Annotated in this window: 28 protein-coding genes and 1 other RNA gene; 15 read left to right on the top strand and 14 right to left on the bottom strand. The window is 63.5% G+C overall.

The genetic code is table 11. The features are described 5' to 3' along the window. Positions 1 to 49: 49 nt before the first annotated feature. The 3 genes from B0E50_RS09720 to rpoZ form a co-directional block, all read right to left on the bottom strand. Positions 50 to 433 carry a Rid family detoxifying hydrolase gene (locus B0E50_RS09720; RefSeq protein ID WP_077441004.1) on the bottom strand — a complete coding sequence of 128 codons (384 nt, stop codon included), beginning with the start codon at positions 431 to 433 and terminating at the stop codon, positions 50 to 52. Between the two features lie 128 nt (positions 434 to 561). After that, entirely contained in the window at positions 562 to 2733 is a 2172-nt protein-coding gene (locus B0E50_RS09715; protein ID WP_077441003.1) for a bifunctional (p)ppGpp synthetase/guanosine-3',5'-bis(diphosphate) 3'-pyrophosphohydrolase, read from the bottom strand. A gap of 128 nt (positions 2734 to 2861) precedes the next feature. Beyond that, entirely contained in the window at positions 2862 to 3152 is a 291-nt protein-coding gene (gene rpoZ / locus B0E50_RS09710) for a DNA-directed RNA polymerase subunit omega (RefSeq protein WP_007509529.1), read from the bottom strand. Positions 3153 to 3358: 206 nt separating this feature from the next. Between rpoZ and B0E50_RS09705 the strand changes: the two genes are divergently transcribed. After that, positions 3359 to 4189, top strand: coding sequence for a VacJ family lipoprotein (locus tag B0E50_RS09705; protein WP_077441002.1), 831 nt, complete (start codon positions 3359 to 3361; stop codon positions 4187 to 4189). 85 nt (positions 4190 to 4274) lie between these two features. On the opposite strand, the gene B0E50_RS09700 is transcribed toward B0E50_RS09705, so the two are convergent. The 8 genes from B0E50_RS09700 to B0E50_RS09665 form a co-directional block, all read right to left on the bottom strand. Further along, positions 4275 to 4550 (bottom strand): STAS domain-containing protein, encoded by a 276-nt coding sequence (locus tag B0E50_RS09700; protein WP_254427242.1) that lies wholly within the window; start codon positions 4548 to 4550, stop codon positions 4275 to 4277. 29 nt (positions 4551 to 4579) lie between these two features. After that, positions 4580 to 5251 carry an ABC transporter substrate-binding protein gene (locus B0E50_RS09695; protein WP_077441000.1) on the bottom strand — a complete coding sequence of 224 codons (672 nt, stop codon included), beginning with the start codon at positions 5249 to 5251 and terminating at the stop codon, positions 4580 to 4582. A gap of 25 nt (positions 5252 to 5276) precedes the next feature. Then, positions 5277 to 6152 (bottom strand): outer membrane lipid asymmetry maintenance protein MlaD, encoded by an 876-nt coding sequence (mlaD, locus tag B0E50_RS09690; RefSeq protein ID WP_077440999.1) that lies wholly within the window; start codon positions 6150 to 6152, stop codon positions 5277 to 5279. A gap of 51 nt (positions 6153 to 6203) precedes the next feature. Continuing rightward, on the bottom strand, positions 6204 to 6980 hold the full coding sequence (gene mlaE, locus B0E50_RS09685) for a lipid asymmetry maintenance ABC transporter permease subunit MlaE (protein ID WP_077440998.1): 777 nt from the start codon (positions 6978 to 6980) through the stop codon (positions 6204 to 6206). Continuing rightward, positions 6977 to 7813, bottom strand: coding sequence for an ABC transporter ATP-binding protein (locus tag B0E50_RS09680; protein ID WP_077441344.1), 837 nt, complete (start codon positions 7811 to 7813; stop codon positions 6977 to 6979). Before B0E50_RS09680 ends, mlaE begins: the two co-directional genes overlap by 4 nt. Before the next feature lie 79 nt (positions 7814 to 7892). Then, a complete protein-coding gene (gene gmk / locus B0E50_RS09675; protein WP_077440997.1) occupies positions 7893 to 8525 on the bottom strand; it encodes a guanylate kinase in 633 nt (210 codons plus the stop codon). 862 nt (positions 8526 to 9387) lie between these two features. Beyond that, positions 9388 to 10200 (bottom strand): acyl-homoserine-lactone synthase, encoded by an 813-nt coding sequence (locus B0E50_RS09670; protein WP_305775356.1) that lies wholly within the window; start codon positions 10198 to 10200, stop codon positions 9388 to 9390. Continuing rightward, positions 10178 to 10585, bottom strand: coding sequence for a DUF4902 domain-containing protein (locus B0E50_RS09665; protein ID WP_168170856.1), 408 nt, complete (start codon positions 10583 to 10585; stop codon positions 10178 to 10180). Before B0E50_RS09665 ends, B0E50_RS09670 begins: the two co-directional genes overlap by 23 nt. 103 nt (positions 10586 to 10688) lie before the next feature. Here B0E50_RS09665 and B0E50_RS09660 point away from each other — a divergent pair, with 103 nt between their 5' ends. Then, a complete protein-coding gene (locus B0E50_RS09660) occupies positions 10689 to 11402 on the top strand; it encodes an autoinducer binding domain-containing protein (RefSeq protein WP_077440994.1) in 714 nt (237 codons plus the stop codon). Positions 11403 to 11698: 296 nt separating this feature from the next. Here B0E50_RS09660 and B0E50_RS09655 read toward each other — a convergent pair whose 3' ends face one another. Beyond that, a complete protein-coding gene (locus tag B0E50_RS09655) occupies positions 11699 to 12559 on the bottom strand; it encodes a YicC/YloC family endoribonuclease (RefSeq protein WP_077440993.1) in 861 nt (286 codons plus the stop codon). A 94-nt stretch (positions 12560 to 12653) separates the two neighbouring features. Here B0E50_RS09655 and rph point away from each other — a divergent pair, with 94 nt between their 5' ends. The 10 genes from rph to cydX all read left to right on the top strand — a co-directional run bounded on the left by rph (position 12654) and on the right by cydX (position 22794). After that, a complete protein-coding gene (rph, locus tag B0E50_RS09650; protein WP_077440992.1) occupies positions 12654 to 13385 on the top strand; it encodes a ribonuclease PH in 732 nt (243 codons plus the stop codon). Positions 13386 to 13390: 5 nt separating this feature from the next. Beyond that, positions 13391 to 13990, top strand: coding sequence for an RdgB/HAM1 family non-canonical purine NTP pyrophosphatase (gene rdgB, locus B0E50_RS09645; protein ID WP_077440991.1), 600 nt, complete (start codon positions 13391 to 13393; stop codon positions 13988 to 13990). Further along, positions 13987 to 15153, top strand: coding sequence for a radical SAM family heme chaperone HemW (gene hemW / locus B0E50_RS09640; protein ID WP_077440990.1), 1167 nt, complete (start codon positions 13987 to 13989; stop codon positions 15151 to 15153). Before rdgB ends, hemW begins: the two co-directional genes overlap by 4 nt. 79 nt (positions 15154 to 15232) lie before the next feature. Further along, positions 15233 to 17584 carry a DUF1631 family protein gene (locus B0E50_RS09635; protein WP_077440989.1) on the top strand — a complete coding sequence of 784 codons (2352 nt, stop codon included), beginning with the start codon at positions 15233 to 15235 and terminating at the stop codon, positions 17582 to 17584. Continuing rightward, entirely contained in the window at positions 17581 to 17940 is a 360-nt protein-coding gene (locus B0E50_RS09630; protein WP_077440988.1) for a pilus assembly protein PilZ, read from the top strand. The genes B0E50_RS09635 and B0E50_RS09630 overlap by 4 nt, the downstream gene beginning before the upstream one ends. Positions 17941 to 18101: 161 nt before the next feature. Beyond that, positions 18102 to 19421, top strand: coding sequence for a Xaa-Pro dipeptidase (pepQ, locus tag B0E50_RS09625; RefSeq protein WP_077440987.1), 1320 nt, complete (start codon positions 18102 to 18104; stop codon positions 19419 to 19421). Positions 19422 to 19649: 228 nt separating this feature from the next. Next, on the top strand, positions 19650 to 19871 hold the full coding sequence (gene cydP, locus B0E50_RS09620) for a cytochrome oxidase putative small subunit CydP (protein WP_077440986.1): 222 nt from the start codon (positions 19650 to 19652) through the stop codon (positions 19869 to 19871). After that, entirely contained in the window at positions 19868 to 21433 is a 1566-nt protein-coding gene (locus tag B0E50_RS09615; protein ID WP_077440985.1) for a cytochrome ubiquinol oxidase subunit I, read from the top strand. Before cydP ends, B0E50_RS09615 begins: the two co-directional genes overlap by 4 nt. A 10-nt stretch (positions 21434 to 21443) precedes the next feature. Then, entirely contained in the window at positions 21444 to 22574 is a 1131-nt protein-coding gene (cydB, locus tag B0E50_RS09610) for a cytochrome d ubiquinol oxidase subunit II (RefSeq protein ID WP_077440984.1), read from the top strand. A 79-nt stretch (positions 22575 to 22653) separates the two neighbouring features. Beyond that, positions 22654 to 22794 (top strand): cytochrome bd-I oxidase subunit CydX, encoded by a 141-nt coding sequence (cydX, locus tag B0E50_RS09605; RefSeq protein ID WP_077440983.1) that lies wholly within the window; start codon positions 22654 to 22656, stop codon positions 22792 to 22794. Here cydX and B0E50_RS09600 read toward each other — a convergent pair. Next, a complete protein-coding gene (locus tag B0E50_RS09600; protein WP_077440982.1) occupies positions 22791 to 24131 on the bottom strand; it encodes an aminopeptidase P N-terminal domain-containing protein in 1341 nt (446 codons plus the stop codon). The two genes, cydX and B0E50_RS09600, sit on opposite strands and share 4 nt — an antisense overlap. After that, a complete protein-coding gene (locus B0E50_RS09595; protein ID WP_077440981.1) occupies positions 24128 to 24691 on the bottom strand; it encodes a UPF0149 family protein in 564 nt (187 codons plus the stop codon). The genes B0E50_RS09600 and B0E50_RS09595 overlap by 4 nt, the downstream gene beginning before the upstream one ends. 111 nt (positions 24692 to 24802) lie before the next feature. Here B0E50_RS09595 and B0E50_RS09590 point away from each other — a divergent pair, with 111 nt between their 5' ends. The 3 genes from B0E50_RS09590 (at position 24803) to ssrS (ending at position 25619) form a co-directional block, all read left to right on the top strand. After that, positions 24803 to 25042 carry a TIGR02449 family protein gene (locus tag B0E50_RS09590; protein ID WP_077440980.1) on the top strand — a complete coding sequence of 80 codons (240 nt, stop codon included), beginning with the start codon at positions 24803 to 24805 and terminating at the stop codon, positions 25040 to 25042. Beyond that, positions 25042 to 25347: a cell division protein ZapA gene (zapA, locus tag B0E50_RS09585; RefSeq protein ID WP_077440979.1), complete on the top strand. Its 306-nt coding sequence runs from the start codon at positions 25042 to 25044 to the stop codon at positions 25345 to 25347. Before B0E50_RS09590 ends, zapA begins: the two co-directional genes overlap by 1 nt. 85 nt (positions 25348 to 25432) lie before the next feature. After that, positions 25433 to 25619, top strand: a non-coding RNA gene (ssrS, locus tag B0E50_RS09580) — 6S RNA. Positions 25620 to 25657: the final 38 nt, after the last annotated feature.

The raw sequence follows: 25657 nt of genomic DNA, 5'->3' as shown, positions 1-25657 counted from the left end.
CGGCGCAGGCCGCGCGGAGAATCAGCCCATCCCCATCAAAGCAGCCCCATCACGACAACACCATCACCGCGTCGACCTCGACCTGTGCCGCCTTCGGCAGGCCGGACACCTCGATGGTGGAGCGCGCCGGATACGGTGGCTGGAAGTATTCCGCCATCACCGCGTTGACCGCGGCAAAGTTTGCCAGGTCGGTGACATAGATGCCCACGCGCACCACCTGCGCCAGCGAACCACCAGCGGCCTGCGCCACGGCGGCAAGGTTGTCGAACACCCGCCGCGTCTGCATCGTTATGTCACCATCGACCAGCGACGCGGTGACCGGATCGAGCGGGATCTGACCCGAGAAGTAAACGGTATTGCCGGCACGCACGGCTTGCGAATACGGGCCGATCGCGGCTGGCGCCAGCTCAGTGGTGATGATGCTGCGGGGCATGGAAAACCTCGTACGGGCAAAGACGTGATTGTAGGAGCGCACCCTGTGCGCGAATAGCCGACAGAACGGAGACGACGTGTCTTTATCGTGCACGATCGAACGGAATCCCCTGTGGACAACGTGCACTCCTACAGCGGGTAGCGGTATGCCCCACTGACCACACCAGTGCGGCGCACGCGACGGATCACGTCGGCCAGATGCTTGCGGTTTCTCACTTCCAGGGCAAACAATAGGGTCGCCGCCGCCGCATCGCGTTCGACGTATTCCACATTCTCGATATTCGAGTCGGCCGCGGCGATCGCAGCCGCCACGGTAGCCAGCACGCCGGGCCGATTGACGACCTCGATGCGCAGCTCGGCACGGTAATCGCCTTCCACGTCATGGTCCCACTCGATCGCCACGCAGCGCTCCGGCGACTTGCGCAGCTCGATCACGTTCGGGCACTCCTCGCGATGCACCACGATGCCCTTGCCCGAGGACAGATAGCCGATGATGTCGTCCCCTGGCAATGGATGGCAGCAGTTGGCGAAACTCAGCACGCCGCGTTCGGCGCCGGTGATGCGGATCTTCTCATGCACATGCGGAGATGCCTGTGTCGGGATACCACCCCGTCGTTTGCCGCGTGACGCCAGCAATTGACTGGCCACCACGTCGGGCATGCGATTACCCAGTGCAATGTCGGACAGCAGTTCTTCCAGCCGCTTCAGCTTGGAAGCCTCCAGGAAACGATCCAGTACGGCGGCCGGAATGGCATCCAGGCTGCTGCCCTGTGCATCCAGTGCGCGGTCGAGCATGCGATGGCCGAAATCGACCGCATCCTCGTGCTGCAGGTGCTTCAGGTACTGACGAATGGCGGTGCGCGCCTTGCCGGTAACCACCACCTCGAGCCACGCCGGGTTCGGCACCGCCGACGGCGCCGTGATGATTTCCACCAGCTGGCCCGACTCCAGCCGCGTGCGCAGTGGCAGCAGCTTCTTGTCGACACGTGCCGCCACGGCATGATCGCCGACATCGGTATGCACGGCGTAGGCGAAGTCCAGCGCGGTGGCGTTGCGCGGCAGCGACAGGATGTCGCCGCGCGGAGTGAACAGATAGACCTCGTCGGGGAACAGGTCGATCTTGACGTTCTCGATGAACTCCGACGACGAGGCCGTGTTCGCCGAACTGTCGACCAGCGACGACAGCCATTCCCGCGCACGTGCCTGTGCGCTGTTGGCCGGACCGCTGTCCGTCTTGTACGCCCAGTGTGCGGCGACTCCGCTTTCGGCCACCGAATCCATCTCGGCGGTACGGATCTGTACCTCGATCGGCGCACCGAACGGCCCCAGCAGCACGGTGTGCAGCGACTGGTAGCCGTTGGCCTTCGGGATCGCGATGAAATCCTTGAACCGCTTGTCCACCGGTTTGTACAGCGCATGGACCGCGCCCAACGCCATGTAGCAGCTCATGGCGTTGTCGACGACCACGCGGAAGCCGTAGACATCCATCAACTGGGTGAAGCTCTTGTGCTCGCCACGCATCTTCGAATAGATGCTCCACGGCGATTTGATCCGGCCAACTACGCGCGAGGCCAGGTGATCGGTCGCCAGCCGTGCGGTCAGCGCTGTCTCGATCCTGCCCATCGCCTCGCGGCGGTTGCCCAGCGCGGCGCGGATGCGCTCGCTGATCACCCGGTAGCGATCCGGGTACAACGCGCGGAAGCCCAGATCCTGCAACTCCGCCTTGATCTTGTTCATGCCCAGGCGTTGCGCGATCGGTGCGTAGATCTCCAGCGTTTCACGCGCGATGCGGCGACGCGAGGGTGCGTCCTTGGCACCCAGTGTACGCATGTTGTGCAAACGGTCGGCCAGCTTGATCAGGATCACGCGCAGGTCGCGCGCCATCGCCAACAGCATCTTGCGGAAACTTTCCGCATCGGCTTCCTGGCGGCTGCCGAAGCGCATCTTGTCGAGTTTGGTGACGCCATCGACCAGCTCGGCCACGACTTCGCCGAATTCGAGCGCGAGTGCCTCGCGCGTGAGTTCAGTGTCTTCCAGCGTGTCGTGCAGGATCGCGGCAATGATCGTTTCGGCATCCAGCCGAAGTTCGGCCAGAATCCCGGCCACCGCCACCGGATGGGTGATGTACGGTTCGCCGCTCTTGCGTTCCTGCCCCGCATGCGCCTTGGCACCGATCAGGAAGGCGCGCAGCACGCGCTCGACCTGCAGCTCCGGCAGATAGGCAATGCGCTCCTTGAGTGCCAGTACATACGGCGGCAACACGGAGAGGTCGACGGAGCTGGCGGACGCGACTACGGTCATCGATGCCGGCGCCGTTTCAGGCGCACACCCCATCGGCGGGAGAACAGTCAGCGACTGGGCACGCGCATCCTCTCACCCCGGACACGCCGGTGTGATGGATACGCGTCATACAGCCGCCGCCATCCATATCAGTCGTCGCCACCCTTGGAAAGGTCGTCGTCCACTTCGGCAGCGGCCCATTCCAGCGCCTCGCGCTCGGCGCGCTCGCGCTCGGCCTTGTCGATCTGGTCGATCGTGGCCTGGTCGATGCGGCGCGCGGCGATTTCGCGCAATGCCAGCACGGTCGGCTTGTCATGGTCGGGATTGACAGCCGGTTCGGCACCCTTTTCCAGCTGACGTGCGCGCTTGGTCGCCATCAGCACCAGCTCGAAACGGTTGTCGACTACCTCGAGGCAGTCTTCCACGGTAATGCGTGCCATGCGAAATCCTTAGGGAATAAATAACTTATATGGTCTGACAGTGTAGCCAGCAGGTGCTTGGCTGGCAATGCGAGGGGCGCGTATGATGGCCGGCTGCGATACCCTCGGCATCCTGCCTGCGAAAGCGCACCGAAAGTCGTGCAAGATATAAAACCAGACAGTACAATTATACTGCTCCCGTCCCCGCCGCGAACTTCCTGCATCCCATGCCCCCATTGCCGCGCCTCCCCGCACTGAGCCGTTGCCTGCCCCTGCTCGCCATGGCGTTGCTGGCCGGCTGCACGATCGCCAAGCCGCGCACCGACGATCCGCTGCAGAAGTACAACCGTCAGGCCTACAAATTCACCAACACCGTGGACAAGGCAGTGATCCGCCCGGTCGCAGTGGGCTACCGCGATGTGACCAATGCCCCGGTGCGCCGTTCGATCAGCGACTTCTTCACCAATATCCGCATGCCGATCACGGTCGCCAACGACCTGCTGCAGGCGCGCCCGAAGCAGGCCCTGCAGAGCAGTGGCCGCTTCCTGGTCAACCTGACCCTGGGTATCGGCGGCTTCTTCGACCCGGCCAGCCAGCTCGGCCTGCCTCTGGAGGACAACGACTTTGGCATCACGCTGGCCCGCTGGGGTGCGCCCGAGGGCGATTACCTGTTCGTCCCGCTGGTCGGCCCGAGCACGATGCGCGATATCTGGCACCTGCCGGTTGACAGCTATTTCTTCGACCCGTTGAGCATTTATGCCAGCAGCCACAGCTACCACGGCCTGGAATACCTGCCCGAGGTGATGTATCTGGTGACCTTGCGTTCGCGCGCGATCGACGCGGAAAGCTTCCTGCAGTCGGCCTACGATCCTTACGTTTTCATCCGTGACGCCTACCGGCAACAGCGCCTGTACGCCATCTACGACGGCAACCCGCCCACCGAGGTCATCCAGCAGATGCAGGGGCTGGACGACAAGAACTTCGACCCTGACGAGTTGCTGGACCAGCAACACCAGTGGGAAAACAAGCATCCGGACCAGTCCAACCCGAAGCAATGAAGACGACGGCAGGCTGAGATCAATCACATGAAGAAGGGGCCGCAGGGGCCCCTTCTTTGTTGCGGACACCACGAAACCTGATCGATCAGCCTATCAACTGATCCACCTCGCAGACGCTGGCCAGCGCCTGCATGTCCGCCGGCATGTGGATGACCTGCAATTTCCGGCCATGCCTCGCAGCTTCGGCAACAGCCGCCACCACGCAGGCGAGCCCCGCACTGTCGCAACGGCTGACGCCAGCCAGGTCGAGTCGGGTCGACTGACTGGCGGCCAGCGCGGACCGGATCGCCTGCAGGGCCGGCGCCGCCGTTTCAAAGTCCAGCAGACCGGCCACGCCAAGCGTCGCCGGTGCGTCGTTCAACAACCGGAATCCGTTGTCCGGGCCGGTCGTCACTGCGCGCCCTTGCTGTCCTGGTCCATCGCCTTCAGCGCATTCTCGCCCTGGGTCTCGAGATTCTTGATCAGCTGCTCGATGCCAACCTTGCGGATTTCCGCATCCACCTGGTTGCGGTAGTTGGTGATGTAGGAAATGCCCTCGATGATCACGTCGTAGGCCTTCCAGTCGCCGCTGCGACTCTTGCGGAACGCGTAGTCGATCGAGACCAGCTTGCCATCATCCAGCACGACCTGGGTGCGCACCACGGTGCGCTTGTCGTTGAGGTCGCCGTTGAACGGCAGCACCTTGACGCGACCGCGCGTGTAGTCGAGCAACCCCTGCGCATAACGATGGGTAATCGAGTTGTAGAACGCCTTGGCGAAACGCTCGCGCTGTTCGGGCGTCGCTTCGCGGGCGTGCTGGCCTAGCACCAGGATCGAGGCGTAATCGATATCGAAGTGCGGCAGGAACACCTCGTCGATGATGCTGATCAATTTGTCCTGGTTGCGCTTCAGCTCGTCGCGATGGCCATCGATGTCGTTGGCCAGCTGATCGGCAATACCTTGCACGATCTGTTCCGGTGCCTGCCCGGCAGCGGCCGCCGGCGCGGCCGCCTGGGCGAAAGTCGGGGCGGCCACGATGGTGCCGAACGCAAGGGCGGTGGCAAGAGCCAGTCTGCGCAACATGGGTAACTCCTTGAGCTGAACCGGCTCAGTGCTTGCCGGCGGGGGGAATGTCTGATTTGCCGTTGCCGGCAGACTTGGTGTCGCTGGACGAACCGTTGACCAGGAACTTGCCGATCAGGTCTTCCAGCTGCATCGCAGACTGGGTCAGGACCATCTCGTCACCGTCCTTGAGCGCGTCGGGCGAACCGCCGGGCTGGATCGCAACATACTGGCTGCCGATCAAACCGCTGGTGAACACTGCCGCGGAGGAATCGTCCGGAATCGCGTTGTAGCGCTTGTCGATCGCCAGCGTGACCTTCGCATCCAGCTTGACCGGATCGGCGACCACCGTCTGCACCGTGCCGATCGCCACGCCGGCCATCTTCACCGGTGCGCCCACGGATAGCGTGCCGACATTGCTGAAGTCCGCCTTCACCGTATAGGTGCCGCCGATGTTGTCCGACACGCCACCGGCGCCAAAGAATTTACCCAGCATCTCCTCCAGCGGCTGCGAGGACTTGGTCCGCGCCAGCGTGCCACCGTTCGCCACAAACTGCTGCGAGCTGCCGTAATCGATGCCGACGTACTGGTCGCCGAGCAGGCCGCTGGTGAAGATGGTCACGACCGAATCCTGCGGAATCCGGTCGTAGCTCTTGTCGATCGTCAGCTTCACATCGGCCACCTCCTGTCCTGGCGGCAACGTGATCGACTGCACCTGGCCAATGCGAACGCCGGCGATCTTCACCGGTGCGCGCTCCTTCAGCGCGCCAATGTTGGTGAAGTGCGCGTCGACGGTATAGCTGGCGCCCTGATGCACGTTCGCGACCGAACTGGTCTGCGTCGCCAGATAGGCCAGCGCGGCAAAACCAAGCACGATGAACAGACCGGTGCCGACGGCATAGGAACTTCTCTGTTGGCTCACGGCACAATCCTCAATGGGTGGTACGGCTATTCGAAATGGAATGCATGACAGTCACATCAGGAAGGCGGTCAGCACGAAGTCCAGCGCCAGGATGGCAATCGACGAAGCGACCACGGTACGGGTGGTGGCATAGGCCACGCCCTCGCTGGTCGGCGGGGTGGTAAAGCCCTGGAATACCGCGATCAGCGACACCACCGCACCGAACACCAGGCTCTTGAACAGCACGCCGTTGACGATGTCGGTGTGCACGACCACCACGGCGGTCATGTTCGACCAGAACGTGCCGTTGTCGATGCCGAGCCAGGTCACGCCGACCAGATGGCCGCCGAAGATCGCCATCGCGCAGAACACGCAGCACAGCAGCGGCATCGCGATCAGTCCGGCCAGGAAACGCGGCGTGGCGACGTAGGCAATCGGGTCGACCGCCATCATCTCCATCGCGTCGATCTGGTCGGTGGCGCGCATCAGGCCGATTTCGGCGGTGATCGAGGTGCCCGCGCGTCCGGCGAACAACAGCGCGGTCACCACCGGCCCCAGTTCCCGATAGACCGCCAGCGCCACCACCATGCCGCTGGCCGAGGTGCTGCCGAAGATCGACAGCACGTTGTACAGCTGCAGCATCAGCACCATGCCGATGAACAGGCCGCAGACCATGATGATGGTCAGGCTCATCGCACCGACGAACCACAGCTGGCGGATCGTCTCGCGCACGTGGCGGAAGCTGCGCGGAATCGCCACCAGCAGGGTCAGCAGGAACAGGCCGCAGTTGCCGATCTGCGCCAGCGACTGGACCACCACGTTGTTGTGCTGGGATGCGCGCACGTTCATTTCGCCGCTCCGGCAAAGCCAAGCGCCTGCGCGTAATCGCCGGCGGGATACTGAAACGGCACCGGGCCATCCGCTTCACCGCCGAAGAACTGCCGCGTCCACGGCGAACCGTCGTTCGCGATGGTCTTCGGGTCACCCTGCGCCACCACCTTGCCATTCGCGATCAGGAAGACATGGTCAGCGACCTGCTTGACCGCCTCCAGCTCGTGCGCCACCAGCACACTGGTGATGCCAAGTGTCTGGTTGAGCGTGCGGATCAGTTTCAATACCTGGTTCAGGGCCACCGGATCTAGCCCGACGAACGGCTCGTCGTACAGGATCAGCATCGGGTCGAACACGATCGCGCGTGCCAGCGCCACACGCCGCGCCATGCCGCCGGACAGCTCGTTCGGCATCAACCGCGCGGCACCGCGCAAACCCACCGCCTGCAGCTTCAGCAGTACCAGGTTGCGGATCAGCACTTCCGGCAGCTTCGTGTGCTGGCGCAGCGGAAACGCCACGTTCTCGAACACGTCGAAGTCGGTCAGCAGCGCCGAATTCTGGAACAGGTAGCCGATCCCCTCGCGCAGCTTGTAAAGCTGTTCGCGTGACAACTCCGGCACGTTCTGACCGTTGACATGGATCTTGCCCGCATCGGGACGCATCTGCCCGGTGATGTGCTTGAGCAGGGTGGTCTTGCCGGTACCGCTGGGACCCATGATCGCGGTGACCTTGCCGCGCGGAATATCCAGATCCAACGCATCGAAGATGGTCTTGCCATTGAGTACCGTGGTCAGCCCACGGATCTGTACCAGGGTGCTGTCATCGGGCGTGGCGCGAACGGTGTCGGTCATGGGCAGAAGCAGCAACTCTGGATAAGCAAACAAGGTAGCCCAAGCACGCCGCGAAGGCCATGCGCGGGCAACGTCCGGCTCAAGTCCCGGCGGCCAGCAATTCGGTAATCAAGGCTTCATGCCGTTGCCACTGCAGCGAGCTGCGCAGGCGCACGGCACGCACGATCGCCTGCAGGTCAGCCAGCGCATCCTCGAACGCGTCGTTGACCAGGATGTAGTCGAATTCATGCGCATGTGCGATCTCGCCACGCGAATTGCGCAAACGGCGCTCGATCACCTCGGCGCTGTCCGAACCTCGACCACGCAGCCGGCGTTCAAGTTCCGTCCGCGACGGTGGCAGGATGAACACGCTGATGCAATCGGGCTTGCTTCGGCGGATCTGTTCCGCACCTTGCCAGTCGATCTCCAGCAGTACGTCCCGACCTTGCGTCAGCAGGGTTTGCACCGTGGTGCGCGAGGTGCCGTACAGGTTGCCATGCACTTCGGCATGCTCGAGAAAAATGCCCTCGGCTATCTCCCGCTCGAACTCGCCTCGCTCGACGAAATAATAATGCCGTCCGTACAACTCGCCTGTACGCGGCGGTCGTGTCGTATGCGATACCGACAACGAGATCGTCGGCTCGCGCTCGAGCAAGGCATTGACCAAGGTCGATTTTCCCGCACCCGAAGGCGCGGCCACCACGAACAGGGTGCCCTCAAGGTGGGTATTCATTCCATTGCATCCGGACGCGCGACGCGGCCGACAAATCGTGCCATGCCCATTTTCTGCCGATGCACTTTGGCGTACAGGCATGAGCATGGGTGCAACAAATAGGGTGGACCAGCTTCCATCTGCAGAAGTATAGCGGGTGACCACCGCCAGACTGCATGGATGCCACGACAATGCACGCATGGAACACGGAGCCAAGACAAGGGGAACCCCTTGCGCGGTCGCCGCGGGGTTTGCACGGAGAATGGCATCGCGCAGTCGACCGATCCCTCGGACAGCTCCTGACTCTCGTGATCATCTTCCGATGTCGGCGAGGAAGGATCTTGCGAAGGACCCATGGAAACCGTGATCAGGACTCGATTGCCGCGTGGGCCGGACCCTCAGGCTCTGGTCTCCGGGCTGCTCTCCCGCAAGCTCGGCGAGCGTGAATTGCGTCGCCCGTCATTAGATCTATCGAACCCTTGGAGAGTTCGATTCGCACCCCAAGTCTCGGGTGCCGTGGCATGCCTTGAATTGCCCTTCAGGCGGCCACGGCACTTTCCCGAGCCGCAGGCTTGGCATACCTCGCCAGAAGGGTCATGCCAACAGGGCAGATCATCACGACAAGGACTGCGATCCCCGTGTCATCGTGTGTCGCACGACCCAGGCCCCGTGCTGTCCGTATGGCAGAACCCAAGCTCAATTGCGTCACCACGGGATCGGCATCACGGCACACATTCCATGATCCGTCAGCCCCTTCCTTGACCTTGATTACGATACTCACGTCGACGACTCCTTCGCTTGATCGGACCAGTGCATCCTTCGCAGACCTGTGCTTGCACCATCCGGGCCGCACCGTCAGATGGGGATGCCTTCAAACGAGGCCCTAATGTGGTATGCCTGTTGATTCTGTCTCTGGAAGCTGGAGCGCGCGCCGTGTCTGATCATCCAACTCGATCCACAAGGCCAGCACAGGCTCGCCATCGATCAACTGCGGTGGTCCGACACGGTGCGCATGCATGCCGATGCTTCTGAGAATCCTTTCCACACCCATGGCCGTGAAGGTGATCAACCGGGAAGCGCCCTGCTCTATGGCCGCCTCGACCACTGCAGCAAACAATGCGCAGAAGCGCCTTCTGGCCTCCTCGCGGGGAGGGGTGCCTTCTTCAGCGATGGCCTTCGTGGAAAACCGCGACAACTCCCAGGCATCCGGTGCGTGAGGTGCAGGTGCACCGTTCATGAGACCTGGAAAGACTTCATCAAGTAGATATGGCCGGGTCGTGGGCAACAACCGGGCACATCCGCATACCGATCCACGCGCGTCCCGTGCAATGACGTACAACGTATCCGGCCGATCGAATTGATCGCGTTCCAGTCCATTTTCAACCGGCAACTGCCAGTGCAGCGTCTCTATAAACACTTCGTATCTGTAAGTGGCGAGCGCCACCTCGAGGTCAGGTGAAAGTTGACTCCCCCTGCCAGCCGTCATCGTCAACATTTGCCGTAGCTCCGCCAATTCGGAATAACGGCATTGAAGGATGATTTTTACCGGACGATAACTGTAGGCTTCTACAGTTGTGACTATAGAAAGTTCAGCGTACGGAACTTCCCGGACGAAATCGGGCGGCGTACTGCAATGGTCGGCAACGTCATCGACAATGCCTGCCCAAGAGGAGCTATCGCATGGCTCGGAAGCCATGCTCGATTTCGTCGTTTTGCCAGCTTTCGCCAGACAACCATGCACGCAACAGTTCATCGGTCCTGTGCGTGCCAAGGTCGTAACTGGCCTGCGTTACGAGCATGACATTGCTGCTTATCCCGCCGGGCGCAATAAACCGTCGCCCATCGGCTACCCCGAACCAGGCCCATCCGATGCTGACCGGAAGCGCGCCATCGGTCGCCCACTCGCAATACCCCGCGCAGGAGGCAGGAACATCCTCTACGATAAGGTCCTGCTGAAGATCCTTGTCTTCCCATGCCAGCTTCCGCCGGAAATGCAGACTCGAAAACGCATCAAACGTAAGGCGTATATAGCCATCAAGCGAGTTTTCCGGAGAAATAGCACACGAAAATAATGAGCTCACGGCACTTCCTATAAAGATTTCAGTGACCCCCGAGGCCTACCGTAACCCCAGCCTCGCAAGACGACCAACTGTCAGTTTTTGCAGATGACACAGGGCTATAAAAGTGAATGCTTGGCGCGAAGATTGCCTGAATCGACTCACTTCATCGGCGGGATCATCCGCCGATGTTCTGAGAGAACTTGCTGTCATCGTCAACGACCTGGGCTTCGAATATTGCTCTTACGTCCTGCGCGTACCCTTTCCCTTGTCACGTCCAGGTGTCACATGGGCCAGCACATATCCTGCGCATTGGCTGGAGCACTATTTCGCGAATCAATATCTTGAAATCGACCCGCTCATCCAACGGGCATCGCAGGAGCTGTCTCCTGTAGTTTGGAAGGCCGATCTCTTCGATAGCCAACCAGCCTTCTGGGAAGAGGCACGTGCCCATGGAATACGGCACGGCTGGGCGCTGGCCACTCACGGCAAGCACATGACGACCGGGATGCTTTCTCTGGCACGATCACATGAGACAGTGACCTCATCCGAACTGGCCGAGACGGAAATGCAACTGGTCTGGCTATCGCATGTCATCCATGGATTGATCGGGACTGCAGAAATCCAAAAACTCGTGCCTGAACACGGCTGCGAGCTGACAGCCCGTGAAAGCGAAGTGCTGCGATGGAGTGCCGCGGGGAAAACGGCCGATGCGATCGGGCAGATCTTGGGCATCTCCGAACGCACGGTAACGTTCCATATCGCAAGCAGCCTGACCAAACTCAACGTCGCCAACAAGACGCAGGCCGTTGCGAAAGCCCTGCTGCTGGGAATCCTCTGATCAGTTCGATGTGTACTGGCAAATCCCGGCTCAGCAAATCAACTGGTAGATCCTACAGGTTTACCTGAGGAACCATCCCGATAACCTTCTCATCAGGTTGCTCAAGCCGGCTGGATGCCCCGGCAGCATGGCCAGTGCGGCGTGCCGCGTGGAATGGAGACACCGGGCAACCTCGTGCGTATCACCGAAAGGACTCACCTTGGCGCCCATACGGGCGCCATTTTCTTTTTCATCTTCCTGCCGACGTTGCGCGTATCAACCGGAAGTAGGCAGCCTGACGGCAGCGACCTGCGACATCATTCGATGTTCTGCACCTGTTCGCGCATCTGCTCGATCAGCACCTTCAACTCGACCGCGGCATTGGTGCTGCGCGCATCGACCGACTTGGATCCGAGGGTGTTAGCCTCGCGGTTGAATTCCTGCATCAGGAAATCCAGCCGGCGGCCGACCGGCTCCTTCAACCCCAGTACCCGCCGCGTTTCGCCAATATGCGTGGTGAGGCGATCCAGCTCTTCGTCCACATCGGTGCGCGTGATCTGCAATACCAGTTCCTGCTCCAACCGACCCGGCTCTACCGGTTGCTTGAGGTCGGCGAGGCGCGTGTCCAGCCGCGTGCGCAATGCGGCGCGGATCTCCGGCATCCAGCTGCGCACGTCGGCGACCACGCGCTCGATGGCATCCAGCTTGTCGCGCAGGATCTCGCCCAGCTTCTCGCCCTCGCGTTCGCGGGTGGCGGTAAGTGCATCGAGAGCGCGATCGAGAACATCGAACAAGGCGGCCTGTTGCGCTTCCGGATCCAGTTCGGCCTGCTGCATTACGCCGGGGAAACGCAGCAACTCCGTGAATTGCACCTGCATGCCGGGAAAGCGCGCAAGCATGTCCAGATTCAGTTCCGACAAGCGGGACAGCAGCGCGTTGTTGATCTGCAGCGATTCGCTGCGCGCATCGCCGGTGCGGCGCACCGTGATGTCGAGCTTGCCGCGCGACAGCTTCGCCGCGATCCGCTCGCGCAACTGCGACTCGAAACTGCGCAGATCATCCGGCAGGCGCGGGCTCAGCTCCAGATAACGGTGGTTGACCGTGCGCAGCTCGCAGCTGAGCGTGCCGGCGGGACCGGTGGTTTCGGCACTGGCATAAGCCGTCATGCTGCGGATCATTGTGGCGCCGTCCGGACGTGGGGAAAGAGCGCAATGGTAAACTCTCCCGTCCCGCCTTGCCCAATCCGGCCAAGCGACGCCAGGAACCACCCCCATGAATTCCGTCACCCGCCCCAGTGGTCGCGCCAGCGACCAACTGCGCACCGTCAGCATCGAACGCCATTACACCCGCCACGCCGAAGGTTCGGTGCTGGTGAGCTTCGGCGACACTCGCGTGCTGTGCACGGCCAGCATCGAGGATCGCGCGCCGGCATGGCTGCGCGGCAAGGGTGAAGGCTGGGTTACCGCCGAATACGGCATGCTGCCACGGGCCACCAACACCCGCATGCAGCGTGAAGCCGCGCGCGGCGGCCAGGGCGGCCGCACGATGGAAATCCAGCGCCTGATCGGCCGCAGCCTGCGTGCCTGCGTCAACCGTCAGGCATTGGGCGAACGCGTGATCACGCTGGATTGCGATGTGCTGCAGGCCGACGGCGGCACCCGTACCGCAGCGATCACCGGCGCCTATGTGGCCCTGGCCGATGCGGTGAGCCTGCTGATGAAGCGCGAGAACCTCAAGCGCAACCCGATCATCGGCGCGGTGGCCGCGGTCTCGGTCGGCATCTATCAGGGCATGCCGGTGCTCGACCTGGATTACGTCGAAGACTCCGGCTGCGACACCGACATGAACGTGGTGATGAACGACGGCGGCGGTTTCATCGAGGTGCAGGGCACCGCCGAGGGCCACGCCTTCCGCCGCGACGAGATGGATGCCCTGCTGGCACTGGCCGAGAAAGGCATCGGCGAACTGGTGGTGGCACAGCGCGCAGCACTGGCGCAGGGCTGAGCACGATGCCGCGCATCGTCCTAGCCAGCAGCAACCCGGGCAAGCTCAAGGAATTCGGCGCCCTACTGGCCGACAGTGGCCTCGAAGTCATTCCCCAGGCCAGCCTGGGCATAGAAGACGCCGAGGAAACCGGCCTGACCTTCGTCGAGAACGCCCTGCTCAAGGCACGCCACGCCGCGCAGGCCAGCGGCCTGCCTGCGCTGGCGGATGACTCGGGCCTGTGCGTGGACCATTTGCACGGCGCGCCGGGGCTGTACTCGGCGCGCTACAACGGCGGCCACGGCGATGCGGCGGCAAACAACGCCAAGTTGCTGCGCGAACTCGATGGCGTGCCAACGGCACAGCGCGGCGCGTTCTTCATCTGCGTGCTGGTGTTGCTGCAACACGCCAACGACCCGGCCCCGCTGATCGCCGAAGCACGCTGGCACGGCCGTATCCTCGCCGAAGGACGCGGCAGCGGCGGCTTCGGCTACAACCCGGTGTTCCTGCCCGAAGGCTGCGCACAGAGCGTGGCCGAGATGGACGACGCGCTGAAGAACAAGCTCAGCCATCGCGGACAGGCCCTCGCCTTGCTGCACGCTCGGCTGCGCGAACTGCGCGCATGAGCCTCGTCGCGCCACCGCTGTCGCTGTACATCCACATGCCATGGTGCGTGAAGAAGTGTCCGTACTGCGATTTCAATTCGCACGGCCTGCGCAGCGAGCCGCCACCGTACGCCGATTACATCGATCACCTGCTCGCCGATCTGGATGCCGACCGCGCCGACTTTGGCGCGGCGCTCGTAGGGCGACCGATTGTCAGTATCTTCTTCGGCGGCGGCACACCGAGCCTGTTCGCGCCCGAACTGATCGCGCGCCTGCTCGATGGCGTGCGCGAGCGCCTGCCGCTGGCTGATGACGCCGAGATCACCCTGGAGACCAACCCGGGCACGATCGAGCACGGTCGTTTCGACGGTTACCTGGCTGCGGGCGTCAACCGCATCTCGTTCGGCGTGCAGAGCTTCGACGACGACAAGCTGAGGCGACTCGGCCGCATTCATTCGTCTGGCGAAGCCGAGGCCGCGGTGAAGTCGGCGCAGGACGCCGGCTACGCCAACATCAACCTCGACCTGATGTACGCGCTGCCGCAGCAGACGCTGGATGGCGCGCTGGCGGACGTGGAACGCGCGGTCGCGCTCAAGCCCACGCACATCTCGCACTACCAGCTGACGGTGGAGCCGAACACCGCGTTCGCCGCCAACCCACCGCCACTACCGGACGACGATCACGCCTGGGCCATGCAGGAAGCCTGCGAAGCCCGCCTCGCCACCGCCGGCTACGGCCAGTACGAAATCTCCGCGTATGCCCTGCCTGGCCGGCGCTGCACGCACAACCTCAATTACTGGCGCTTCGGGGATTACCTCGGCATCGGTGCCGGTGCACACGGCAAGCTGAGCGATGCCACCAGCGGCCAGGTGCACCGGCGCTGGAAAGCCCGCCATCCGCGCGCTTACCTGGATGCGGCTGGCGGTGCGGCACGCATCGGGGGTGACAGCGTGGTCAGCGCGGCCGAGTTGCCGTTCGAGTACATGCTCAATGCCTTGCGCCTGATCGACGGCGTGCCGACGGCGGACTTCGCAGAGCGCACCGGCTTGGCGCCGGATCACATCGCCGCATCACTGGCTGCAGGCCGGCAGCGCGGCTGGCTGCACGACAATCCGCAGCAACTGCGCACCACCGCACTGGGCCAGCGTTTTCTCAACGACGTGATCGCCAGTTTTCTCGATTGAGCCCACCGCGAGCGGCGATGGCATACCCGTGGCAACCGGCATAGACTTGCGACATCGGGGGATATAGACGGGTTCTTTCATGGATGTCGGACAGGATCGACGCGGCTCGCCTGCGTCCCATCAGGTTGCCCGCCTGACCAGCGGACACTGGCCTGCGCGTGCGCAGCGGCTGCTCGAGGAAAGCTTCAAGCTCTGCGTGGATGGCCTGCACGAGCCGTTGCGGCGCTGCCTGGGCGATTTCGAACAACAGCTGTTCGCGCAGGCCGAACGTGCGCGCCAGCATGTCCAGCAGCAGGACTTCTACGGCAGCCGGCAACGCGTGCTGCAGGACCGAACCCAGTTCGAACAGCGATTCCTCGTCAGGCTCGCTGCGGCCTTCAACGCACTGGAGGAGGCCCATGCTGCAGTGCCAGCCTCCTCGGACGCTGCCAGCAAGAAGTCCTGGCAGTCGCTCGAGTTGCTCGATCCAGTCGAACAGGAGCTGACGATGGCGGTGGATCAGCTGGGTGCGCGTGGCGAAGCGCGCCACAGCAGCGTGCTGTACGAACTCGGTTATCGACTGGCCGTGCTGGTCGGCACGCCGCCACTGGAAGGAGCCAAGCTGCCACTGGGGCCGCATGCGCTGAGCCTGGCGTTTCACGAGGCCAGTGCCGAGCTGCAGTTGCCGCCGGCACATCAGTTACTGCTGCTGCAAAGTTTTGACCAGTGGTTGATCCAGCCGTTGATCCCCCTTTACGACAACATCAATGCGCAACTGCAGGCCGATGGCATCCTGCCGCAACTGCGCAGCATCCCCATTCCACGAAGCATCACCAAACGGACAGGCCCTCGGACTGCTCCCACGGAAACAGAGGCCACAGTCGAAACGGCACATACCACCAGCGGAGCTGGCAGCAGCAGCGGCTCCGGCGGCTCGATCGAAGTACTGGAGTCATTGCGCGACCTGCTGGCGCAGCAGCGCGCCAATCAGGGCAACCTCGCCGGGCAACTTGGCGGACAGCTCGCCAGCCCGGACGAACTGCAATCCGCGCTGGGGGCATTGCAGCAACATCTGGCCCAGGTCACCGGTCAGGCCAGTCGCGAGCTGCGCAGTGCCCAGCGCCTGCGCGAGGAACTGCTGATCCAGCTCAATCTCGGCAAGCCCAGCGGCGCCCCGCATACCCAGCTGACCGGCGAACAGGGCGATACCGTGGAACTGGTCGCAATGTTGTTCGAGCAGCTCGGCCAGCAACTCCAGCAAGGTGGCAATGCGCACAACCTGCTCGGCGACTTGCAGTTGCCGGTGCTGCGCATGGCGGTTGCCGACAAGGGCTTCTTCGAAAAGCGCGAGCATCCGGCACGCAAGTTGCTGGACACGGTGACCGCCGCCGCCAACGACTGGCTCGACGGCAGCGACGACGAAAGCAATCGGCCGCTGGCGAACAAGCTCGAGCAGCTGGTCGCCCGCGCCAGCCAGGAACCGCCGAGCGCCGGCCTGTACACCACCTTGCTCGCCGACATCGAGCACCATCTGGCCCTGCTCGCGCGCAAGGCGCAGGCAGCAGAACGCCGCCATGTCGAAGCCGCACAAGGGCGCGAGCGACTGGACCAGGCACGCCATCGTGCTGGCGAACTGATGGCCGAACGCTTCGCGCTGGCGCCGCCACGCGGCTTGCTGCGTGCCCTGCTGGACCGCGCCTGGTCGGACGTGTTGGCACTGACCCTGCTGCGCCATGGCGAGGACAGCGAGGCCTTCGGCAAGCAGCTCGTGATCACCGACCAGCTGCTCGGCCGCCTGCCAACAGGTGACCGGCTGCAGTTGCAGCAGAACGTGGAGAACGGTCTGCAGCAGATCGGCATGCACGCCGAGGAAGCGGAACAGGTAGCGCAACGGCTGCTCGGGACGGAGAAGCCCGATCCGCCGACCGACCTGCCCAGCGCCACCGATCTTGCGCTCCGTCTGAAGCAGCACCAGCGCCTCGGCGAGCAGCATTCGACCCAGCAACCCGCACCACATCCAGACCCGCACCCCGGCTCATCGGCGCCCCCGACCGAATCCAAGCACTCCGCTCCGCATGAGGCAGCCACTGCCCATCCTGCAAGAACACCGGAACCGAGTCCGCGCGATCGCCGCATCGAGAAGCGTCTCAGCGAATTGCCGTTCGGCAGCTGGTTTGAATTCGTCGACCCAGTCAGCGGCCAGCTCGCAAGACGCAAGCTGGCCTGGTATTCGAAGATGTCCGGTCGCTGCTTGCTGGTCAGCCGACGCGGCCAGCGTGGCGAGGAAATGAGCCTGTCCGAGCTGGCCCACCAGATAGCCATCGGCCAAGCCTGCGAAGTACCCGTGCAGCGCGAAGGCCTGCTCGACCGCGCCTGGCGCAGCCTGACCGGCAACCTGCGCCAGTCGGCCAGCGCACATCATCCCGTTCCGCAGGAGCCCGGCCAACGATGAGTCCGCCGAACAACATCAGCAACCAACGCCGTGCCGAGCGCAAACATGCCGCCGTCACAGCCATCGTGACCGACGTGATCAGTGGCCTGCCGATCGGCCACCTGGGCAATCTCTCCAGCACCGGCATGCTGCTGATCTGTGCGCAGGCACCGCGCAGCGAGGCGATCTACCAAGTCAGCATGAGTCTGCCCGGATCAGGCCGGATGCTGACGCAATCGCAGCCGATCGAAGCCGGCATCCAGGAACAATGGCATGAGGCCGCTGCCAGTTCCGGACAGATCTGGGCCGGCTACCGCATCGTGGCGATCAGCGACAGCGACGCCGCCCGGCTCGAGAGCTGGCTGGCACAGAACTGACACTGGCAGTGACAACGACGGCGCGCGATCATGAACGCCGTCGCCCCCATCCCACACCATTAGAGGCAGTCCGGGCACGGCGTGAGAGTGCCTGCACGGCAGATGTCCCTGCCGCTGCCCCCGCATCCACGACCAGCACCGCCACTGCTGCAGGAACCCGCATGCACGATCAGCTCGCCGCGTCTTATCCCTCGCATCTGGCCACTCTGCGCGAACGCGCCGACCGCACACTCGTGCTTGGCGGTTTCGACCATCTGCTGATCGCCGCCGGTACCCCGCTACGCAAATTTCTGGATGACCAGGACTACCCGTTCGTCGCCAATCCGCATTTCAGGCACTGGCTGCCGCTGACCGACGCGCCGGGCAGCTGGATTGCCTACACGCCAGGCCAGAAACCGCGGCTGATTTTCGTGCAGCCGCGCGACTATTGGCACGTGGTACCGGCCGCGCCACATGGTTACTGGGTCGAACACTTCGACATCACCATCGTGCGCAGCGCAGCGGAAGCCATCGTGCTATTGCCAGACGGCAGTCGCGCGGTAATCGCCGCGGCCTGCCCCGGCATCGACAGCCTGGAGACCAGCAACCCGCAACCGGTGCTCGACTATCTGCACTGGCATCGAAGCTACAAGACACCTTACGAACTGGCACTGATGCGCGAGGCCAGCCGCATCGGTGCGCGCGCGCATCGTGCAGCCGAAGCTGCCTTCCGTGCCGGCCGCAGCGAGTTCGGCATCCACCTGACCTATCTTGCCGCCGCGCGCCAGACCGATGCCGAATTGCCGTACTCGAGCATCGTCGCGCTCAACCAACACGGCGCGGTGCTGCACTACACGCATTTCGACCGCACGCCGCCGGCACATAGCCGCTCGTTCCTGATCGATGCCGGCGCCAGCGCAGCCGGTTACGCCAGCGACATCACGCGTACTTACGCCGCGCCGCAGGCGGCGGAATTCCAGGCACTGATCGACAGCGTCGATGCCGCCCAGCAAGGCTTCGTCGCCATGGTGCGCGCCGGGCAGAGCTATCCCGAACTGCACATCCACGCTCACCACGTGCTCGCCGGGGTGCTGCGCGAGCACGGCTTCATCCGCATGAGTGCAGAGAGCGCGGTGGAGTCAGGCGTGAGCAGCGCGTTCTTCCCGCACGGCCTCGGCCATCCGATCGGCCTGCAGGTGCACGACGTCGCCGGCTTCCAGCAGAGCGAGCACGGTGGCAGCATTGCACGCCCGGAGGGTCACCCATACCTGCGCATGACCCGCGTGCTGGAACCGGGCATGGTGGTGACGATCGAACCGGGCCTGTACTTCATCGACATGCTGCTGGCCGAACTGCGCGACAAGCCGGTATCGGCCGACATCGACTGGGCGAAAGTCGATGCGTTCCGCCAGTACGGCGGCATCCGCATCGAGGACGATGTGGTGTGTACCGGTGGCGCGCCGGAGAACCTTACCCGTGATGCGTTCGCCCATCACGGCTGACCGGGCCTGGCGACCTCAGGATCAACGATCCTCCTGACCGACGAGCCACTACTTCAGGTAGGCGAGGACACGCTGCTGGTGCGGGTCGGCCATGCATCCGACCAGGCCGTCTGGCATGGGCTGCGTCGCGGGATTGCGCAGATTGACGCAGGCTGCGGCATTACTGCGCACGACAGTGACGCAAGCTGAGCGTATTCTCGGTAAACATGTGATGCACGGGGTCGCCGCATGTCCATATCGTCTATCGAACCGGATCGCCACGTTCTGCCGCGCCGCCCGTTACCCCGGCTAACGCTGGAGCTGTTTGGCGTCATTGCACTGAAGATCGCCTTGCTGATGCTGATCTGGTGGGTGGCGTTCGCACCGCAACCGAAACCCGACACCAGTCCGGACGCGATCGCGCACCGGCTGGCACCCACCGCGCAAACACCATATGCAGGTCACCCATGATCATCGATACCGATGTCGTCACGCTGTCGCGCCTGCAGTTCGCGCTGACCGCGCTGTACCACTTCCTGTTCGTGCCGCTGACGCTGGGCCTGGTGTGGATGCTCGCCATCATGGAGAGCATCTACGTGATGACCGGGCGCGAGGTGTGGAAGCGCATGGTGCAGTTCTGGGGCGTGCTGTTCGGCATCAACTTCGCGATGGGCGTGGCCACCGGCGTGACGATGGAGTTCCAGTTCGGCATGAACTGGGCGTACTACTCGCATTACGTCGGCGACGTGTTTGGTGCGCCTCTGGCGATCGAAGGGCTGATGGCGTTCTTCCTCGAAGCGACCCTGGTCGGCGTGTTCTTCATGGGCTGGGAGCGCATCTCGCGGATCAAGCATCTGCTGGTGACCTGGTTCCTCGCACTGGGCACCAGCCTATCGGCGCTGTGGATCCTGGTCGCGAACGCGTGGATGCAGCATCCGGTCGGCGCAGCATTCAACCCACAGACGATGCGGATGGAAGTGACCTCGTTCTCCGATGTGCTGTTCAACCCGGTGGCGCAGGACAAGTTCGTGCACACGGTGAGCGCCGGCTACGTGATGGGCGCGATGTTCGTGCTGTCAATCAGCGCCTGGTATCTGCTGCGTGGGCGCAACGTGGATTTCGCCAAACGCTCGATGACGGTGGCAGCGAGTTTCGGCCTGGCGGCGGCGCTGTCGGTGGTGGTGCTGGGCGACGCATCCGGCTACACCGTGTCGCTGAACCAGAAGATGAAGATGGCCGCGATCGAGGCGATGTGGCACACCGAGCCGGCGCCGGCGTCGTTCACCCTGGTCGGCATCCCTGACGTGCAGCAACGCACTACCCACTTTGCGGTGAAGATTCCCTGGGTGATGGGCCTGATCGGCACCCATTCGACCGACCAGACGATGCCCGGTATCGCAGAGCTGGTGGATACCGCCAAAGACCGTATCGGCAACGGCATCCAGGCCTACGACGCGATGCTGATGCTGCGCCAGGACAAGGACAACGCGCAGGCCAAGGCCACTCTCGCCGCTCATGATCAGGACCTGGGCTACGCCCTGCTGCTGAAGAAGTACGTCGACGACCCGCGACAGGCGACGTTAGCGGATATCCAGCAGGCGGCCGACAGCACCATCCCGAATGTGCCGGTGTTGTTCTGGTCGTTCCGCATCATGGTCGGCTGCGGTTTCTATTTCATCGCGCTGTTCGCGTTCTCGTTCTGGAAGGCGAGCAAGCGCCAGCTGGACAGCCAGCGCTGGTATCTGCGCTTGGCGCTGTGGAGCCTGCCGCTGCCATGGCTGGCGGTCGAGCTGGGCTGGATCGTCGCCGAATACGGCCGCCAGCCGTGGGCGATTGAAGGTGTCTTGCCGACCGCGCTCGGCGTGTCCTCGGTCAGTGCCGGTCAGGTACTCACTTCGCTGGGCGGCTTCGTGCTGTTTTACACCGCACTGGCGATCGTCGACGTGATGCTGATTCGGAAATTCATCCGCAAGGGGCCGGACGGCCTGGGCATCTGGCCGCCCATCGTCCCACCCACCGTTACCGCCCATTGAGGACACCACCATGCTCGACTACACCACGCTGCGGGTGATCTGGTGGGCGCTGCTCGGCACCCTGCTGATCGGCTTCGCGATCATGGACGGCTTCGATTTCGGCGTCGCCGGCCTGCTCAAGGTCCTGGGTCGCGACAACGAGGAACGGCTGGTGCTGCTGGAAGGCATCGAGCCGACCTGGGAAGGCAACCAGGTGTGGTTCATCCTGGCCGGCGGTGCGACGTTCGCGGCGTGGCCGATGCTTTATGCGGTGTCGTTTTCAGGCATGTATCTGGCAATCGCGCTGGTGCTGCTGGCCTTCATCCTGCGCCCGGTCGGCTTCAATTTCCGCGGCAAGATCCACGACCCGCGCTGGGCATCGTTGTGGGACTGGGTGCTCACCGGCTCCGGCGTGGTCGTCATGCTGATTGCGGGTGTCGCATTCGGCAACCTGTTCCTCGGCGTGCCGTTCCAGTTCGACGACGACCTGCGCATGAGCTGGCATGGCGGTTTCTTCGAGCTATTGCATCCATTCGCGCTGCTGTGCGGTCTGGTCTCGCTGAGCATGCTGCTGGCGCACGGCGCCTGCTGGGCGGCGTTGAAGGCCGACCACGCGATCGCGGCGCGCGCGGTGAAGATCTCCCGCTGGATGACGCTGATCTATGCCGTCCTCTACGTGCTGGCCGGCGTGTGGGTGGCTTATGACCTTCCCGGCTACGCGATCGCCGGCCCGGCGCTGACCGACGGTGCCTCCAACCCGCTGTGCAAGCAGGTGGCCGTCGGCGGCAGCTGGTTTGCCAGCTACATGCTCTATCCGTGGTTCTGGATCGCGCCGGTGCTGGCGCTGGTTTCGGCTGTCGGCGTACAGGCGTTGATCGGCCGGCGCAGCGTTGCCGGCTTCATCGCCAGCAGCCTGATGGTGGGCAGCACGATCGCGTCGGCCGGCTTCGCGCTGTTCCCGTTCCTGCTGCCGTCCAGCCTCGATCCGCGTTCCAGCCTCACCGTGTGGGACGCTTCCTCCAGCCACGGCACCTTGCAGCTGATGCTGATCGTCACTGCCGTGTTGCTGCCAATCGTGATGCTCTATACCAGCTGGGTGTACCGCGTGATGCGCGGACGCGTCACCCTGGAACAGGTGCGCAAGGTGCACGGTGGCTATTGAATTGTCACAACTCGTATGACTGGGGAATCGCGGCTGAAGCCGCTCCTACAACAGCTGGCACGATTGGAGGTTTGCTGACATGTGGTATTTCTCTTGGATTCTTGGATTGGGACTGGCCTGTGCCTTCGCCATCCTCAATGCGATGTGGTACGAGGTGCATGCCACCGATGAGGCGAATCGGCAACGCGGCGATGCCGAGTTGCCGGATGAGCTGAGCTAGCGCGCGGCCAGCAGCGCCTCGATCGCTTCGGCCTGTTTCGGCATCGCTTCGGTGAGTACCTCGTTGCCGTCGCGAGTCACCGCCACATCGTCCTCGATGCGGATGCCGATGCCGCGCCAGCGCTCGGCCACGCTTCGATCGTCCGGCGCCACATACAGGCCCGGTTCCACCGTCAGCACCATGTCCGGTTCGAGCAGGCGCGACTCGCCGTCGACACGGTAATCACCGACATCATGCACGTCCAGCCCGAGCCAGTGACCGGTCTTGGCTGGAAAGAAACGCTGGTAGCTGCCTTCGGCGATCACCGTGTCGGCATCGCCCCTGAGCAGGCCAAGCTGGCACAGGCCTTCGGCCAGCACCCGCACCGCCGCCGTGTGCGCGGCACTGAATGGGCGACCGGGCCGCACCTCGTCGATCGCCGCCAGCTGCGCGGTCAACACGACGTCATACAACGCGCGCTGCTCGCGACTGTAGCGTCCTTTCACCGGAAACGTGCGGCTGATGTCGGACGCATAGCAGTCCAGCTCGGCACCGGCATCGATCAGCAGCAGATCACCGTCCCTGAGCAACGCGCGATTGGCCTGGTAATGCATCACACAGGCATTCGCGCCGCTGGCAACGATCGGCGCAAACGCCGGCACCGCGCCGCGGCCGCGCATCACCCGCAGCAATTCGGCCTCGACCTCGTATTCATGGCGCCCGGGTGTGGCCGCCTGCAGTGCTGCCAGATGCGCCTCGACCGCGATCGCGGCGGACGCGCGCATCAGCTTCAGTTCGGCGCGCGATTTGTACAGTCGCAGATCGTGCAGCAGATGCCCCAGCGCGACGAACTCCTTCGGCACCACGCCGCCGCCACGCAACTGGCGCAGCTTGCGCATCCACCCAAGCAGCTGTGCATCGAATTCCGGTTCACGACCGAAGTGGCAGTAAACGCGACCGCGGCCCTCGATCATCCCGGGCAGGATGTCGTCGATGTCCTCGATCGGGAACGCGTCATCCATGCCGTATTCGGCCACCGCGCGTTCGGTACCGATCGTCTGGCCGTGCCAGCGTTCTCGTGCTGGATCACGTTCACGGCAAAACAGCACCGCCTCACCGTGCTTGCGGCCAGGCAGCAGCGCCAGCACCGCATCGGCTTCGGGAAAACCACCGAGATAGTGGAAGTCCGAGTCCTGTCGATACGGCCACGCCGCGTCGGCATTGCGCATGCGCTCGGTCGCCGCAGCGATCAGCACCACTGCGTCCTCGCCAGCCATCTGCATCAGCTGACGCCGGCGACGCGCGAACTCGTCCGGCGCGATCGCCAGCGCAGCCAGCCCGAGTGCGGTCGGAATCAATGCACGGTGTCGCTGGCAGACCCATCATGCGCGGTACATTCCGTATGCAGCAGCATGGCACCGACCCGCACGAACTCCTGCACCTCGATCAGCGAATCCTCATCTTCCTCTTCGCTGCCGAAGTCGAACGACGAGCCGGCAATGGTGCCCAGGTCACGCAGGATCTCCTGTGCCTCCTCCGACAGTTGCGCATGTGCTGATGTGCCAGCCAGGCCGAAGCCGCCGAGAAACCCCCGGCACCAGTCGACCATCGCCTCGGCCCGTTCGGCCAGCGGGCGATCATCCTCCGGCAGCAGCGGCTCGAAGCCGAGCTCGGGATCAGCCAGCTCGGTCGCGCATTGCCGGGCGAGGCGCTCCAGCAGCGCCTCGTCGCTCGCCGACGGCTCGGTGACCTCGCCGTCGAGCTGCAGCGCGGCCAGCACGGAGGTCCCGTGCAGGGAGCCGCCGCCGGCCAGATAGCCGCACAGCGAACCATGCAGTTCGCTGGCCTCGGTACCCAGCTGCAAGCGCATGATCAGCGCATCGATATCGTCGTGGCCGACAGGCCCGGTAGCCGTCATGGCGGTGCTCCTTCAAGGAATGTCCGCCAGTTTAATGCAGCCACCATGCCTCTCACCCGACCATGTCACCGACCGGCTGACTTCCGTCGGCGTCCTGTTATAGTTTCGTGCATGAGCACGCCCGATCACGTCCAGTCCGGCCAGGTCCATCAGGAGCTGGCTACCTTGAGTCAGCAGCTTGACCGGCTGCTCGATGCCGTGCGGCGCCTTACCGAGGAAAACCGCAGCCTGCGCCAGAGCCAGGAGCAATTGTCCGGTGAACGCGCAGGCCTGCTGGCGCGCAACGAGCAGGCACGCAGCCGCGTCGAAGCCATGATCCAGCGGCTGAAATCGCTAGAGAGCAACGGTTGATGAACACACCTGTCAGTGAACCTGTCGCGCTGCGGCTGATCGATCGTGAATTCCTGATTGCCTGCGCACCCGAAGAGCGCGAAGGGCTACTCGAGGCAGCCGGTTTTCTCGACCGCAAGATGCGCGAACTGCGTGCGAACGCCAGGGCGCCCAGTTTCGAGCGCCTCGCCGTGCTGACCGCGATCAGCGTCACCCATGAATTCCTGGCCCTGCGCAAGCAGCACGATGGCCAGGAACAACGCCTCAGCGAAGGCCTTGCGACATTGCGACGCAAGCTGGACGCCGCACTCGACAGCGAACGCTGAGTCGCTGAACAGACGACACGATGGAGTGACCACGACACATCCATCAGTGGCGCATTTCAGGCCAAGAGCCTAGAATGATCTCCGGCGTTTTCTGTGATGTGCGCCAGCACACTCTTACATTTGCCTTGTTCCTAAATACGGCCCCGGGTCGGCTTCACATCGGTTGTTGTGCATGTCCGCCACGTGCGGAAAGCCTTGAGACCATGTAGCTCTCCCACCTGATCCATCTTGGATCAAGGTCGTTTGGTGGGCAGCGGCATCGCGGTTGACGCCACTCATTCCCCGCCCCGTTCGTCCCGCGATGAACGGG

The sequence above is a fragment of the Rhodanobacter sp. C01 genome (genome assembly GCF_002001045.1).
GTDB lineage: Bacteria > Pseudomonadota > Gammaproteobacteria > Xanthomonadales > Rhodanobacteraceae > Rhodanobacter.
Note: the sequence above shows the minus strand (reverse complement) of the source record. Positions and strands in the feature narration are given on the sequence as shown.